The following is a 14,467-nucleotide window of genomic DNA, read 5'->3' on the forward strand; positions in this document are numbered from 1 at the left end:
CAGGCCTTCGGGGGCGGGAGGAACGACAGGGACAAGGAAAAAAGGGTGAGACAGGCCTACAGCCAGGTTTCCAGCTGCAGGCCCACCAGCGTGACGCTGCGGGCGCCGCCCGGCATGGCCAGCGCGGACGATGCCGCGCCGTTCATGCGGACATGGGTGACGAAGAGCCGCAGCTCCGGCCGGCCATTGATGCCGGGCTTGCCGGCCAGCGCCGGGGCGAAGGTGAACTTGCTCAGGCGCTGCAGCGGGCTGCCGTCATCGGGCCGGCGCTCGTTGTGCCCAGCCTCGAACAGCAGCTTGGCGTGGGGCGCCACATCCCAGCTGATCCGGCCGCCCGCCACCCAGCCGTTGTCGCTGCGGGAGGCGCCCTGGCTGCGGCCGCGCTCCACGCCGGCCAGCGCCTGTCCGCCCAAAGGGCCGAACTGGCCCTCCACCGCATGCACCAGCCGCCGCGCCGTGCGCCCGCCGGTGCCGGCGAAGGAGCCGAAGCCGTTGTCCAGCGCGCCCCGGCCCGACGCGAACTGCAGCCAGGTGAGGTGGCGCAGGCTGCGCGGCTCCATCTCGGCCGAGGTGCGGTGGCGCAGCGACAGCGAATGCCCGTCGCGCTCGCCGGCCGCGCCGCTGCGGGCATGCACCAGGCTGCCCTGCACGCGCAGGTCGCCGCGTTCGCCCATGGGCACGGCGCTCCAGTCCACGCTCAGGCGCGAGGCATCGACCTCGCGCTGCACGCCCTGCTCCGGCGTCTGGATGCTCTTGCCGAAATAGGCCACGCCCAATTGGCCGGGCCCGAGCGGCAGGCCGTGGATGCCCGCGCCCTGGCCGCTGTCGGGCAGCAGGTAGTCGGTATCCACGATGTGCAGGTGCTCGCGCTGCCAGGCGCGGCGGCCGAACCACACTGCCGCCTGCGCGGGCAGCAGGGGCAGGCCCTGCAGCTCGACGAAGGCCTGCTTGAGCGTGTAGCGCGGGTTGTCCGGCGTGGGCGTGGGGTCGTAGAGGGCGCCGCCCCAGAGCGCACGCAGCTTCAGGCCCGAGCCCAGATCGAAGCTGCGGCCCAGCCGGGCTTCGCCGTAGAAATCGCCCTCGTTGCCCAGCCGCAGCTTCTGCCCGGGCAGGCCCAGGCTGTAGCCGCCGCGCCGGGCGCCATCCACCGAGGCGCGCGCCGCGCCAGTGCGCAGATAGGCGCTGAACTCCCATTCGCCCGCCGGTTCGGCGGCCTGCGCGCCAGGGGCCGCCGCTATCATCAAAGCGCTTGCAACTGCCAGGAATGCCCGGGCCGCCAAGGCCTTCGCCATACATTCACACATCAGGTTTGCCTCCCTCTTTTTATCGTTCACCCAAATTCAAAGCGCTTTGATTTTCTCCCAAAGCGCTTTGAATACGCCTTAGTAGTTGCACTAGGGCGGTTTTTCGCCGCCACCATGTCCCTCAAGCAGATCGCCGCCGAACTCAAGCTCTCGCTGACCACGGTCAGCCGCGCCCTCAACGACTACCCCGAGGTGGCCGAAGGCACCCGGCTGCAGGTGCAGGCCGCCGCGCAGCGCCTGGGCTACCGCCCCAACGCCACGGCGCGGCGGCTGGCGCTGGGCAAGGCGGAGGCGGTGGGCATGGTCTTGCCCATCGTTCCCGGGCAGCTCGCGAGCGACGTGCAGTTCCTGACCGTGGCCGCCGCCATGACCGAGCGGCTGGCGCGCGACGGCATGGACCTGCTGCTGGTCTCCGCCCCGCAGGACCACGAACTGCGCGCCTACGAACGGGCCATCGCCGCCCGGCGCGTCGATGCCTTCGTGGTCGCGCGCACCCAGGTGCAGGACGAGCGCCTGCAGCTGCTGGCCCGGCACGGCATGCCCTTCGTGGCCTATGGCCGCACCGAAGACAGTCAGCTGCCGGCCCATGCCTGGCTGGACTTCGACAACCATTCGGGCGGCCGGCAGGCGGCGGAGCACTTTCTGTCGAGCGGCCTGCGGCGCATGGGCTACGTGGGCGCGCCGCCCGGCTACAGCTTCGCCGCGCAGCGCCATGCGGGCTTCGCCGCGACCGTGCAGGCCGCCGGCGATGCCACGCTGCCGCCCGCCGCCGTGCGGCGCGACGCCTTCGATGCGCTCTCGGGCTACCGTGCCATGCAGCAACTGCTGGCGCTGCCCGGCGCCGGCCGCCCCCAGGCCGTGTTGGTGGACAACGACCTGGCCGGCCAGGGCGCGCTGCAGGCCGTGAAGGAGCAGGGACTGCGGCTGGGGCAGGACCTGGAACTGGCGGTCTATGGCGAACTGCCCCCGGAAGCGGTGCCACCCGGCCTGCTCTGCGTGCGGCAGGCCGATTCCGCCGCCACCGGCGTGGAACTGGCCGAGATGGTGCTGGACCTGCTACGCGGCGAGCCCCTGCAGGGCCTGCAACGGCTGCACCCGCCGACGCTGCAGCGGAGCTGACGCCCCCGGGAGCTGCCCCCTGCCCCGCAGGATCAGCGGCCAGGCAACCCGCAGAACCCCGCCGGCTTGCGCTGCGGGACGACAGCCGACGTAAGCGCCGTCCCACGCAGCGGAATGTGCGCAGCCGCGACGATCAGGAGCATGGCCGTGCACCGCGCGGTTTCCATCGCTGACCACACCATGCCTGCTTCTTCTGCTGCACGCAGCACTGCCGTGCCCCGCCGCAATTCGTCCTCCGCTACCGCCGCGAAGGCTCCCGGCGCGCCGCGCCCTCCCAGCCCGGCACGCATCCGCGCTGCACTCAAGGACGTGTTCGGGCTGAGCAGCCTGCGCCTCGGCCAGCGCGAGGTGATCGAACGCGTGCTGGAGGGCGAGAACACCCTGGCCATCATGCCGACCGGCGCGGGCAAGTCCCTGTGCTATCAGCTGCCGGCCGTGCTGACCGACACGCGCACCGTCGTCGTCTCGCCGCTGATCGCCCTCATGCGCGACCAGTGCGATTCGCTGCGCGCCTGCGGCGTGGCCGCCGTGCAGCTGCACAGCGCGCTCTCCAGCGCCGAAACCCAGCAGGCCGAAGCCGCCATCGGCGACGGCAGCGCCCGCATCATCCTCACCACGCCCGAGCGCCTCAAGGACGCCGCCTTCATGGACCTGCTCTGCGGCAGCGGCCCGGTCGGCCTGCTGGTGGTGGACGAGGCGCACTGCATCTCGCAATGGGGGCACGACTTCCGCCCCGCCTTCCTCGACATCGCCCAGGCCCTGCCGCGCCTGGGCCGCCCGCCCGTGCTGGCGCTGACGGCCACCGCCGCCGGCGCCGTGGCGCAGGACATCCGCCGCCAGCTGGGCATTCCGGCCGCCGGCGTGCTCGACACCGGCACCTACCGCCCCAACCTGCGCTTCCACGCCGCGCAGCTGACCACCGAGGCGGAGAAGAACGACTGCCTGCTGCGCACCGTGCGCGAGGCCAGCGGCTCGGGCATCGTCTATGCCGCCACCGTGAAGGCGGCCGAGGCCGTGCATGCGCTGCTGCTCTCCAAGGGCGAGTCGGCGGGCCTCTACCACGGCCGCATGCCGTCGGCAGAGCGCAGCGCGGCGCAGGACGGCTTCATGCGCGGCGACACGCGCGTCATCGTGGCCACCAACGCCTTCGGCCTGGGCATCGACAAGCAGGACGTGCGCTTCGTCGTGCACTACCAGATGCCGGGCGGGCTCGACGCCTACTACCAGGAAGCCGGCCGCGCCGGCCGCGACGGCCAGCCCGCCGACTGCACCCTGCTCTACCTGCGCAAGGACAAGGCCGTGCAGCAGTTCTTCCTGGCCGGGCGCTACCCCACGCTGGAAGACCTCTCCGCCCTCTACGAAGCCCTGCAGGACCCGCCGCCCGGCAACAGCACCGCGTGGGACATGGAAACCCTGCAGCGCGTGCTGGACCGCCCGGGCCCCAAGCTGCAGGTGGCGCTGAGCCTGCTGCGCCGCCGGCGCATCGCCGTGCAGAACGTCGAGGGCCATATCGCCCTGCGCAGCCAAGACCTGAGCGCGGAAGCCCTCGCCGAGCTGGTGGACGACTACGTGCAAAAGCGCGAGCACGACCAGGAAGCGCTGGAGCGCATGGTGATCTACGCGCAGACCGGCCGCTGCCGCTGGCAGCTGTTGCTTTCCTACATGAGCCAGAACGACGAGGCCGAGCCCTGCGGCGTCTGCGACAACTGCCGGCGCATGGCCCAGGCCCAGGCAGAAGCCCGGGCAGCCCTGTCGCCCCATCCGGTCGCCCCTGCGGCCGCACCCGCCCCCACATCCGCCGCGCGGCGTGCTGCGGCCGGCAGTGCGGCGCGCCCGGCCCGCAAGGCGGCGGCTGAAGCGCAAGCCAAGGGCACGGCGACGCACACGCTGCGCCCCATTGCGGCCGGCACCCGCGCCCCCAGCGCGGCCACCGCCGCCACCCAGCCCCGGCAAGCCGCAGCGGCAGCGGCAGTGGCAGTCGCGGCCACGCCCGCCTTCGAGCTGGGTGCGCTGGTGCGCGTGAAGCGCTATGGCGAAGGCACAGTCACCGCCTTCGACCCGCAATCGGTCACCGTGTCGTTCGCGGACGGCAGCCGGCGCTGCTTCCACCCCGACTTCGTGCGCCGCGCCCGCAAGCGCCGTGCGGTGGCGGCCAACGATCCGGCCGTGGTGGATGGCACTGCGGCCATCGCAGCAGCCGAGGTGCCGGAGCTGCGCAGCGCCTAGATCAAGGTCAAGGCGCCAGCGGCGGCCCGCCCTCCACCGCCGCGGGATGCAGCAGCGCGCGCAGGCGAGCCAGATCCTCGGGCGTATCCAGATCGAAGACATGCCCCGGGTCGCTGCACGGCAGGCGCAGGACCTGCGCGGCATGGCCGGCCATCCAGTGGCGCACGCCCTCCTCTGCCGGCTGGAGCCGGATCTCTTCCACCGCCTGCCACGACAGCAGCACCGGATGGCCCTGAACGCCCTCCACGGCCGGCACCAGCGCCCGCACGCCGGCAGGCCGTGCCGCCCAGGCCTGCAGCAGTGCGCGCAACGGCGCCGCAGTGAGCAGCGGCAGGTCGGCCAGCACGAGCATCAGATCCCGGCCCGGATGGCGGGCGGCATGGGCCTGGAGCGCGAGGCGCTGCGAATCCACCAGCGTGGGGCCGTGCACGGCGTGCAGCAGCGGCTGCGCCCCGGCGGCTACGGCCAGGGGCTGCAGCACGTCGGCATACGGGCCCAGCACCACGCCGATCTCGGCCACGCCGGCCTGCCGGAAGGCCTGCGCCAGCCGTTCCAGCAGGTTTTGCCCGCCGATGCGCAGCGCAGGCTTGGGCCAGCCGCCCATGCGCCGCCCCAGCCCGGCGGCGAGGACGATGGCGCAGGGTGGCAGTGGGCTCAAAGGACGTCGTTCAGGCTCGTGCAGCGGCATGCCCGCATTGTCGTCACGCGGCATGCAGCGGCTTGGCGGCGGCCACCCGCGCCTGCATGGCGATCGGCACGCCGTTCTTGGCCGCCACCACCTCCGCCATGATGGACAGGGCGATTTCCGCCGGCGTCCGGCTGCCGATGTAGAGCCCGGCCGGGCAGTGCAGCGCCTGCAGGTCGGCGCTGGAGAGGCCGAAATGCGTCTGCAGCCGTTCGGCGCGCAGCGCGGCATTGCGGCGCGAGCCGATGGCGCCGACGTAGAAGGCGCGCGACTGCAGCGCGTCGATCAGGGCCAGGTCGTCGAGCTTGGGGTCGTGCGTGAGCGCCACCACGGCGGTGCGGGCATCGGGCCGCAGGCGCAGGATGAGGTCGTCGGGCATCTCGTGGCTCAGCGTGGCGCCGGGCACACACCAGGTGGCGCGGTGCTCGGCACGCGGGTCGCAGACGATGACCTCGAAGCCCAGGCCCAGCGCCATCTGGCAGAGGAAGGCCGACAGGTCGCCCGCGCCGATCACGATGAGCCGTGCGCGCGGCCCGAAGGTGCTGCGCAGCGTGCCGGCCTGGGTATCGAGCCGCGGCGGCCCCTCCGGCCCCGCAGGCTCCAGCGCCACGCTGCCGGTGCGCAGATCCAGCAGGCGCGCGGTGTGCTCGCGGCGCTGGCAGGCGCCGAGCAGCTCGGCCAGCTGGCTGCGGGCCGCCAGCGGCTCCACCACCAGCTCCATCGTGCCCCCGCAGGGCAGCCCGAAGCGATGCGCCTGGTCGGCCGAGATGCCATAGCGCAGCACCGTGGGCAGCCCCGTGGCGCAGAGCGACGCCACGCCGCCCTGGCGGATGTGGTCGATCAGGTCGTCCTCGATGCAGCCACCCGAGACCGAGCCCACGGTCTCGCCGCGGTCGTTGATGGCCATGAGCGATCCGGGCGGCCGGGGCGCCGATCCCCAAGTGCGCACCACCGTGACGAGCGCGGCGGGCGTGCCCGCCGCCACCCAGGCGCTGGCGGTGCGCAGCACGCGGCTGTCCAGGTCGTCCATGGGGGCCGCGCCCGCGCCGTGGCCGGCGGGGCTCTGCAGATGCGTGGCGGCTTCCATGCCGGGCCTCATGCCACGGGCGGCAGGCTGCCGATCAGCTTGTCCAGCGTGACCGGATAGTCCCGCACGCGCACGCCGGTCGCGTTGTGGACGGCGTTGGCGATGGCAGCGCTCACGCCGCAGATGCCGAGCTCGCCCACGCCCTTGGCCTTCATGGGCGATGCGCGCGGGTCGGGCTCGTCCAGGAAGACGACGTCCTGGTGCGGAATGTCGGCATGCACCGGCACCTCGTAGCCGGCGAGGTCGTGGTTCACGAAGAAGCCCAGGCGCGTGTCCACGGCCAGCTCCTCCATCAGCGCCCCGCCCACGCCCATGGTCATGGCGCCGATCACCTGGCTGCGCGCCGACTTGGGGTTGAGGATGCGGCCCGCCGCGCACACGGCCAGCATGCGGCGCACGCGCACCTCGCCCGTGAAGGCATCCACGCCCACTTCGACGAAGTGCGCGCCGAAGGTGGACTGCTGCGTCTGCTGCTCCAGCACGCCGAATTCGATGCCGTCCTCGGCCGCCAGCTCGGCGTCGCGGGCGGCATCGGCCAGGGGCCGGCTGCGGCCATCGGCCACGACCTGGCCGTCGGCGAAGCGAGCGGCGGCCGGGTCCAGGCCCAGCTTGCCGGCCACGGCCTCGCGCAGCTTCACGCAGGCAGCATAGACGCCGGAGGTGGCGCTGGCCGCGCCCCACTGGCCGCCCGAGCCGGACGAGACGGGAAAGTCCGAATCGCCCAGCCGCACCGCCACGCGCGCGAGCGGCACGCCCATCATCTCGGCGGCGGTCTGGGCGATGATGGTGTAGCTGCCGGTGCCGATGTCCGTCATGTCGGTCTCCACCGTGATGCGGCCCTGCCCGTCCAGCCGCACGCGCGCGGCGGACTTCATCACCGGCGCGCCACGATAGGCCGACGCCACGCCCATGCCCACCCACCAGCGGCCGTCGCGGCGCTGCGCCGGGCGCGCGCTGCGCTCGTTCCAGCCGAAGCGCTCGGCGCCCAGGCGCAGGCACTCCACCAGCTGGCGTTGCGAGAACGGCTTCACGGGGCGCTCGCCGGTGGCGCCCTTGGGGCGCTTCTCGCCCGTGGTGTCGGGCACGACCTGCGTGTCGTTGCGGATGCGCAGCTCCACCGGGTCCATGCCGAGCTTCTCGGCGAGTTCATCCATGGCGATCTCCAGCGCCATGTGGCCGGTGGCTTCGCCGGGCGCGCGCATGGAGTTGGCTTCGGGCAGGTGCAGCTCGGCCAGGCGCGTGGCGGTCATGCGGTTCGCGCCCGCATAGAGCCGGCGGGTCTGATCGACCGCGCTGTCGGCCTTGCCGCCGGGCAGATCGCCCGACCAGCATTCGTGCCCGATGGCCTGGATCGTCCCGTGCGCGTCCGCGCCGATGCGCACGCGCTGGATGGTGGCCGGCCGGTGCGTGGTGTTGTTGATCATCAGCGGGCGCTGCAGCGCCACCTTCACCGGCCGCTTGGCCGCGCGTGCGCCCAGCGCGGCCAGCAGCGCGTCGGCGCGCAGGAAGAGCTTGCCGCCGAAGCCGCCGCCGATGAAGGGCGATACCAGCCGCACCTTGTCCTTGGGGATGCCCAGCGTGGCGGCCAGCTCGCGCCGGCCCCAGGCGATCATCTGGTTGGAGGTCCACACCGTGAGCGCATCGCCCTGCCAGGCGGCGACGGTGGCGTGCGGCTCCATCATGGCGTGCGACTGATCGGGCGTGGTGTAGCTGGCGTCCACCTGCACGGGGGCCGCGGCGAAGGCGCCGCCGAAGGCGCCCACGGACGTGTCGGGCGCATCGCCGTTGATGTCTTCGGGCTGGGTGGCACCGTCCTTGGCGGCGGCCAGGTCGTAGCGGCCGGGAGCGCGCTCGTAGTCCACGCGCACCTGCTGCGCGGCGGCGCGGGCCTGCTCGAAGGTCTCGGCCACCACCAGCGCCACGGCCTGGTGGTAGTGATCGACCTGCGGGCCGGCGAGCAGCGGCGCGGTGTTCATCTTGCCCTGGCCCAGCTGGCCGGCCGACTGCGCGGTGACGATGGCCAGCACGCCGGGCGCGCGGCGGGCCTCGGCCAGGTCGATGCTGCGGATGCGGCCGCGCGCGATGGCCGCGCCCACGACGAAGCCGTAGGCCGCGTGGGGCGCCACGTCGTGCCGTTCATAGGCGTAGGGCGCGGTGCCGGTGGTCTTGAGCAGGCCGTCGATGCGGTTCACCGGCTGGCCGACGACCTTGAGCTGGTCGATGGGGTTGGCGGTAGCGGGGGTGTCGAACTTCATGGCGGTCAGCTCCGGGCCTGGGAAAGGGCTGCGGCCAGCGTGCGCTCGGCCAGGGGCAGCTTGAAAGCGTTTTCGGGGGTGGGGCGGGCGCCGTCCAGCAGCCGGTCGGCCACGGCGTGGGCGCCCTGGCGCATGCCGGCCTCGGCGGCTTCGACCCGCCAGGGCTTGTGCGCCACGCCGCCCAGCGCCACGCGGCCGGAGCCGTCGCGCTGCACGATGGCCGCGACCGACACCAGAGCGAAGGCATAGGAGGCGCGGTCGCGCACCTTGCGATAGACATGGGTGCCGCCCACCGGCGCGGGCAGGCTCACCGAGGTGATGAGCTCGCCGGGCTGCAGCACGGTCTCGATGTGCGGGGTGCTGCCGGGCAGCCGGTGGAAGTCCGCGATGGGGATGACGCGGGCGACGCCATCGGGGCGCACCGTTTCCACCGTGGCATCGAGCACGCGCAGGGCCACGGCCATGTCGCTCGGATGGGTGGCGATGCAGGCGTCGCTGCTGCCGATCACCGCATGCTGGCGGCTGAAGCCGCCGATGGCGGAGCAGCCGCTGCCGGGCTGGCGCTTGTTGCAGGGCATGTGGGTGTCGTAGAAGTACGGGCAGCGCGTGCGCTGCAGCAGGTTGCCGCCGGTGGTCGCCATGTTGCGCAGCTGGCCCGAGGCGCCCGCCACCAGCGCCCGCGTGAGCACGCCGTAGTCGCGCCGCACGCGCGGATGGGCGGCCAGGTCGCTGTTGCGCACCAGCGCGCCGATGCGCAGGCCGCCCTGCGGCGTGGGATCGATGCTGTCGAGGCCGATGCCGTTCACATCCACCAGATGGATGGGCGTCTCGATCTGCAGCTTCATCAGGTCCAGCAGGTTGGTGCCACCGGCGATGAACTTGGCGCCGGGCCGGGCGGCCACCGCCGCGGCGGCCTGTGCGGGCGAGGCCACGCGTTCGTAGCTGAAGGGTTTCATTTCTCAAGCCTCCGCGACTTCGGTGATGGCATCCACGATGTTGGAATAGGCGCCGCAGCGGCAGAGGTTGCCGCTCATGCGTTCGCGCAGTTCCTCGGCCGACAGCAGCGGCTGGGCGACGATGTCCGCGCTGGCATGGCTGGGCGCGCCGCGGCGCAGCTCGTCGAGGGCGCCCACGGCCGAGCAGATCTGCCCGGGCGTGCAGTAGCCGCACTGGTAGCCGTCGTGCCGCACGAAAGCGGCCTGCAGCGGGTGCGGCGCGGCCGGCGTGCCCAGGCCTTCGATGGTCGTCACGTTCGCCCCCTGGTGCATCACCGCCAGGCTCAGGCACGACACCACGCGCCGGCCCTCCACCAGCACCGTGCAGGCGCCGCACTGGCCGTGGTCGCAGCCCTTCTTGGTGCCCGTCAGGCGCAGATGCTCGCGCAGGGCATCCAGCAAGGTGGTGCGGGTATCGACGGTGAGATGCTTCGCCGCGCCGTTGACGGTCAGGCTGACGGGCACCTGCACCGGCACCTGTGCGGGCGATGCATCGCGCCCCGCGGCAGCCTGCTGCGTGGCCGCCGAGGCCGGCACGGCCGAAGCGGCGGCCGATGAAGCGCTGGCGATCAGCAGATCGCGCCGCGAGAGGGGAAAGGGGGCGTTGTGGTCCATGGGGCTTCCGGTGGTGTCTTGTCGCGGTTCGTGGGGAAAGAAGCGCAGCGCATGCCGGGCTGCTCTGCGTGGCAGAGGCGCAGCCTCACGCGGGCCGCCCGGTGGGCCTGTAGGCGAGTGGCTGAACCTGCCGTGGGCAGGCGGGGCCGAGACCTTGGCCGGCATCAATAGATACCCTGGTTAACTAAAACCCTGTTGCACGTAGCATTCGCGAGGCCACGGCCCGCCCGCAACGCGGGCGAAAAAAAACCAGGAGACAAGCCATGAACGCGCCCATCCGCCCGCCAGGAACCGGCCCGCAGCAGGCCGCCACAGCGCTGCAGGAGCTGAGCCGGGCGCTGCTGGCGCTGACCGGGCTGGCGCATGGCAACCGCCCGCATGCGCTGCTGGCCGATGCCATGCAGGTGCTGCGCGGCCTGGTCCCGTTCGATGCGGCCTGGTGGGGCGAGGTCTCGCAGGGCGGCGCCGGCGATGCGCCGCGCACCTGGCTGCACGGCAGCATCGGCCTGAGCCGTGGCTTCGCCGACGAGTGGAACCAGCTGGCGGTGGCGGACGACTTCGCGCGGCATTCCATGCAGCGGCTCGGCACCGTGATCCGCGAGCACGAGGCGCCGGTGACCCACGCCGACGCGCAGACGCTGATCGCCTTCAGCGAGCGCCACGGGCTGCGCCGCTGCATGGCCACCACCGTGGAGCTGCCGCGCAGCGGCCTGCTGTTCTTCATCTCGCTCTACCGGCCCGAGACGCAGCCGCCGTTCTCCGACGCGCAGGCCCTGCTGCTGGGCGAATTCACGCGCCACCTGCTGTGCCACTGGAGCCATGCGCTGCAGCGCTGGGCGCCCGGATCGGCCCAGCACCTCTGGGACAGCTACGCGCTGGCGGAGCCGGGCGGCGCCCTGCTCTTCGCCGGGCTGCGCATGGGGCAGGCGCTGGCCGAGGCCTACCCGGACTGGCCCGGCGACGCCCTGCCCGATGACCTGCGCCAGAGCGCCGCGCGCCTGCCCTGCACCGTCGCCCCGGCCGCGGGGCGGCACCGCTTCCGGCTGGAAGCCTGCGGGCCGCTGGTGGCCGTGAGCCTGCCTTCGCGCGGCGCGGGCTCGCCGCTGGCGCCGCGCGAGATGAGCGCCGCCACGCTCTACGCGCACGGCCAGTCGTACAAGGACATCGCGGCCACGCTGGGCCTGAGCCCGGCCACCGTGCGCACCTATCTGCGCAGCGCCTACGCCGCCCTGGGCGTGCGCAACAAGACGGAACTGGTGGCGGCCCTGCGCCGGGGCTGAGCCCTAGTTTCAGCGCCTCGCAGGAGGGGCCAGGCGCTGCAGCGGGCTTTACTTTGAAGACACCGCTTTGTCACCGCTGCGCCATGGAGCGTACTTAGAACGTGTTCACGATCTCCCAGGGGTCGCGCAGCTACGTCGGCGGGATGGGATGCAAGGCGCGGTGCGCAGTGGATAGCACGGCTATCCACAAGCGCCGCAACGCCGCAGACCGCCCGCCGACGTAGCTGCCCTTCGGGTTGGAGCGAAATCGGGCGATTGAACGCCCCGGCTGCTTGCATGGACACCAGCCCATGCGGCGCATCCGAGGCATCCACTCATCCCGATTGCGTTCCAACGCGATCCCCTGCGAGATCGTAAACACGTTCTTAGGCTGCAGGCCCCATCCCAGGAGATCCCCGATGCCCCGCCCCCGTTGCCCGCGCCCTTCCCACGCCGCGTGCGCGCTCGTCGCCGTCGCCGCTGCAGCGCTGCTGCCGCTTGCCGGCTGCGGCGCCAGTGACAGCACCGCCCGTCCGAACAGCGCCATCACCGCCTCGGCCTGCCAGAACAAGGCGCTGGTCGGCACCCGCATGAGCTGCCCGCCGAGCGCCTCCGCGCCGGCCTCGCACTGAGAGACGTCCATGAGCACATTCGACCGCCGCCACTTCCTGAAGGCCTCCGCCGGCACGCTGGGCACCGTCGCCGCGTCGGCGCTGCTGCCGGAATCCATCCGCCGGGCGATGGCCATCGAGCCCGCCACCGTCACCGGCACGATCCAGGACGTTCAGCACATCGTCATCTTCATGCAGGAGAACCGCTCGTTCGACCACTACCTGGGCCACCTGTCCGGCGTGCGCGGCTACAACGACCGCTTCCCGGTGACGCTGCCCAACGGCCTGCCGGTGTGGTTCCAGCCGCGCAAGGAAGACCCGGCCAAGACCATCGCACCGTTCCGCTACGACACCACCAACCCGGCGTTCAACGCGCAGTGCATCGGCGGCCTGCCGCACACCTGGGCCACCACGCACGGCGCCATCAACGGGGGCCGCGCCGACATGTGGGCCGCGCAGAAGACCAACATGACGATGGGCTACCACGTGCGCGAGGACATTCCCTTCCACTACGCGCTGGCCGACGCGTTCACGGTGTGCGACCACTACTTCTGCTCGATCCCGGGCAACACGCACCCGAACCGCATGTACCTGATGACCGGCATGGTCGATCCCACCGGCTCCAGCGGCGGCCCGCTGCTGGACAACACCGACTACATCGACAACCCGTTCGACGCGATCCAGCGCCAGCCCTTCACCTGGACCACCTATCCCGAGCGTCTGCAGGCTGCGGGCGTGTCGTGGCAGATCTACCAGCAGGGCACCGGCTTCGACAACCACACCGGCAACTACGGCACCAACATGCTGGCCGCGTTCGCCAGCTTCGTGAACGCGCCGGCCGGCTCCGCGCTGCAGGCCCGCGGCATGAGCGTGCGCACCATCGACCAGCTCAAGGCCGACGTGCTCGCCAACAATCTCCCGCAGGTGTCGTGGCTGCTGCCGCCGGCCGCGTATTCCGAGCACCCGAAGTTCACGCCGCTGTACGGCGCCGAATACATCGCCAGCATCCTGGACGCGCTGACCGCCAACCCCGAGGTCTGGAGCAGGACCGCGTTCTTCATCACCTACGACGAGAACGACGGCTTCTTCGACCACATGGTGCCGCCGCAGCCGCCCACCGTGCCCGGCTCCGGCCTCAGCACGGTGGCCATCGACGGCGAGCGCCACGATGTCGTCAACCCGTACCAGGCCGCTAGCTACACCGCCGACAACCTGCCCTACGGCATGGGCCCGCGCGTGCCGATGACCGTCATCTCGCCCTGGAGCCGCGGCGGCTTCGTGTGCTCGCAGGTGTTCGACCACACCTCGCTGATCCGCTTCATCGAAACGCGCTTCGGCGTCTACGAGACCAACATCAGCCCGTGGCGCCGTGCCGTTTCCGGCGACCTCACCTCGGCCTTCGACTTCAGCCGCCGCGACGTCACCTGGCCCACGCTGCCCAGCACGGCCGGCTACGTCAGCCAGTCCGACCTGCAGTGCGCGCGGCCGGTCAGCATCGCCGCCCCGGCCAGCGGCGCGGCGCAGAGCGTGCTGGCGCAGGAAGCCGGCGCGCGCCCGGCACGCGCGCTGCCGTACGAGCTGCATGTCTCGGGCGCGGTGTCGGGCCCGTCCTACCAGCTGTCGTTCGACAACACCGGCAAGCAGGGCGCGTGCTTCTACGTCTATTGCAGCGACGCCGGCATCGCCCCGCGCCGCTACACCGTCGAGGCCGGCAAGAGCCTGGCCGACAGCTGGGCGCTGCCGGGCACCGGCGCGCTCACGCTCACCGTGATGGGCCCCAACGGCTTCTTCCGCCGCTTCGCCGTGTCCGCAGGGCCGGCCGTGCCCGAGCCGACCTTCTGCTACGACGTCGCCAACGGCAACGTCTATCTGACCCTGCCCAACTCCGGCACGGCCGCAGCCACCTTCACGGTTACCGACATGGCCTACGGCGCGGCGCCGCACACCGTGACGGTGGCGGCCGGCACGAGCGTGGAAGATGCCTGGGACCTGAGCTGCAACGCCGGCTGGTACGACCTGCAGGTGACGCTGGCCGGCAACGCCGGCTACCTGCGCCGCGCATCGGGCCACGTGGAGACCGGCGCGGCCAGCAGCACCGACCCGGCCGCGAAGGCGCCGGTCACCACGGCGGTCTAGCAGAGCGGCGCAGGGGCGGGCACTGGGGCAGCGCCCTCCCCTGCGCTCGCGCCGCCGGGCTGCGGCGGTGCCGCGCCCGGCACGACCAGCGCCTGGTCGTTGACTTCACCCCCCTCCTGGCCGCTGCCTGCGCAGCGACCTGGGGCTTTCCCGCCCCCTCTGCATTTGCAGGGGA

At 72.3% G+C, this 14,467-nt stretch carries 11 protein-coding genes; 5 read left to right on the forward strand and 6 right to left on the reverse strand.

Going from position 1 to position 14,467, the window contains the following annotated elements; translation table 11 throughout:
- Positions 1-56: 56 nt before the first annotated feature.
- Positions 57-1,241, reverse strand: coding sequence for a carbohydrate porin (locus tag BM070_RS06345; RefSeq protein ID WP_175518432.1), 1,185 nt, complete (start codon positions 1,239-1,241; stop codon positions 57-59).
- Between the two features lie 177 nt (positions 1,242-1,418).
- Here BM070_RS06345 and BM070_RS06350 point away from each other — a divergent pair, with 177 nt between their 5' ends.
- Both BM070_RS06350 and BM070_RS06355 read left to right on the forward strand, forming a co-directional pair.
- Positions 1,419-2,423 carry a LacI family DNA-binding transcriptional regulator gene (locus BM070_RS06350; RefSeq protein WP_092938658.1) on the forward strand — a complete coding sequence of 335 codons (1,005 nt, stop codon included), beginning with the start codon at positions 1,419-1,421 and terminating at the stop codon, positions 2,421-2,423.
- A gap of 180 nt (positions 2,424-2,603) precedes the next feature.
- Positions 2,604-4,649: a RecQ family ATP-dependent DNA helicase gene (locus BM070_RS06355; protein WP_092938936.1), complete on the forward strand. Its 2,046-nt coding sequence runs from the start codon at positions 2,604-2,606 to the stop codon at positions 4,647-4,649.
- A 7-nt stretch (positions 4,650-4,656) separates the two neighbouring features.
- Here the strand turns inward: BM070_RS06355 and BM070_RS06360 are convergent, their stop codons facing one another.
- The 5 genes from BM070_RS06360 to paoA all read right to left on the reverse strand — a co-directional run bounded on the left by BM070_RS06360 (position 4,657) and on the right by paoA (position 10,286).
- Positions 4,657-5,307: a nucleotidyltransferase family protein gene (locus tag BM070_RS06360; protein WP_175518434.1), complete on the reverse strand. Its 651-nt coding sequence runs from the start codon at positions 5,305-5,307 to the stop codon at positions 4,657-4,659.
- 43 nt (positions 5,308-5,350) lie between these two features.
- Positions 5,351-6,364 carry an XdhC family protein gene (locus tag BM070_RS06365; RefSeq protein WP_092938938.1) on the reverse strand — a complete coding sequence of 338 codons (1,014 nt, stop codon included), beginning with the start codon at positions 6,362-6,364 and terminating at the stop codon, positions 5,351-5,353.
- Between the two features lie 65 nt (positions 6,365-6,429).
- A complete protein-coding gene (gene paoC, locus BM070_RS06370) occupies positions 6,430-8,676 on the reverse strand; it encodes an aldehyde oxidoreductase molybdenum-binding subunit PaoC (protein WP_092938662.1) in 2,247 nt (748 codons plus the stop codon).
- Between the two features lie 5 nt (positions 8,677-8,681).
- Complete coding sequence (locus BM070_RS06375) at positions 8,682-9,632, reverse strand: FAD binding domain-containing protein (protein ID WP_092938664.1); 951 nt, start codon at positions 9,630-9,632, stop codon at positions 8,682-8,684.
- 3 nt (positions 9,633-9,635) lie between these two features.
- The gene (gene paoA / locus BM070_RS06380; protein ID WP_092938666.1) at positions 9,636-10,286 is read right to left on the reverse strand and encodes an aldehyde dehydrogenase iron-sulfur subunit PaoA; all 651 of its coding nucleotides are present in this window, start codon (positions 10,284-10,286) and stop codon (positions 9,636-9,638) included.
- Positions 10,287-10,549: 263 nt separating this feature from the next.
- Here paoA and BM070_RS06385 point away from each other — a divergent pair, with 263 nt between their 5' ends.
- The 3 genes from BM070_RS06385 (at position 10,550) to BM070_RS06395 (ending at position 14,292) form a co-directional block, all read left to right on the forward strand.
- The gene (locus tag BM070_RS06385; RefSeq protein WP_092938667.1) at positions 10,550-11,566 is read left to right on the forward strand and encodes a helix-turn-helix transcriptional regulator; all 1,017 of its coding nucleotides are present in this window, start codon (positions 10,550-10,552) and stop codon (positions 11,564-11,566) included.
- Positions 11,567-11,964: 398 nt separating this feature from the next.
- On the forward strand, positions 11,965-12,177 hold the full coding sequence (locus tag BM070_RS06390; protein ID WP_092938669.1) for a hypothetical protein: 213 nt from the start codon (positions 11,965-11,967) through the stop codon (positions 12,175-12,177).
- A gap of 9 nt (positions 12,178-12,186) precedes the next feature.
- Positions 12,187-14,292 carry a phosphocholine-specific phospholipase C gene (locus BM070_RS06395; protein ID WP_092938671.1) on the forward strand — a complete coding sequence of 702 codons (2,106 nt, stop codon included), beginning with the start codon at positions 12,187-12,189 and terminating at the stop codon, positions 14,290-14,292.
- Positions 14,293-14,467 lie beyond the last annotated feature (175 nt).

The organism is Paracidovorax wautersii, from assembly GCF_900113035.1.
Classification (GTDB): domain Bacteria; phylum Pseudomonadota; class Gammaproteobacteria; order Burkholderiales; family Burkholderiaceae_C; genus Paracidovorax; species Paracidovorax wautersii.

Coding starts and splice junctions, on each gene's coding strand:
- BM070_RS06345 (WP_175518432.1), bottom strand. CDS start 1,241: ATGATAGCGGCGGCCCCTGGCGCGCAGGCCGCCGAACCGGCGGGCGAA.
- BM070_RS06350 (WP_092938658.1), top strand. CDS start 1,419: ATGTCCCTCAAGCAGATCGCCGCCGAACTCAAGCTCTCGCTGACCACG.
- BM070_RS06355 (WP_092938936.1), top strand. CDS start 2,604: ATGCCTGCTTCTTCTGCTGCACGCAGCACTGCCGTGCCCCGCCGCAAT.
- BM070_RS06365 (WP_092938938.1), bottom strand. CDS start 6,364: ATGGACGACCTGGACAGCCGCGTGCTGCGCACCGCCAGCGCCTGGGTG.
- paoC (WP_092938662.1), bottom strand. CDS start 8,676: ATGAAGTTCGACACCCCCGCTACCGCCAACCCCATCGACCAGCTCAAG.
- BM070_RS06375 (WP_092938664.1), bottom strand. CDS start 9,632: ATGAAACCCTTCAGCTACGAACGCGTGGCCTCGCCCGCACAGGCCGCC.
- paoA (WP_092938666.1), bottom strand. CDS start 10,286: ATGGACCACAACGCCCCCTTTCCCCTCTCGCGGCGCGATCTGCTGATC.
- BM070_RS06385 (WP_092938667.1), top strand. CDS start 10,550: ATGAACGCGCCCATCCGCCCGCCAGGAACCGGCCCGCAGCAGGCCGCC.
- BM070_RS06390 (WP_092938669.1), top strand. CDS start 11,965: ATGCCCCGCCCCCGTTGCCCGCGCCCTTCCCACGCCGCGTGCGCGCTC.
- BM070_RS06395 (WP_092938671.1), top strand. CDS start 12,187: ATGAGCACATTCGACCGCCGCCACTTCCTGAAGGCCTCCGCCGGCACG.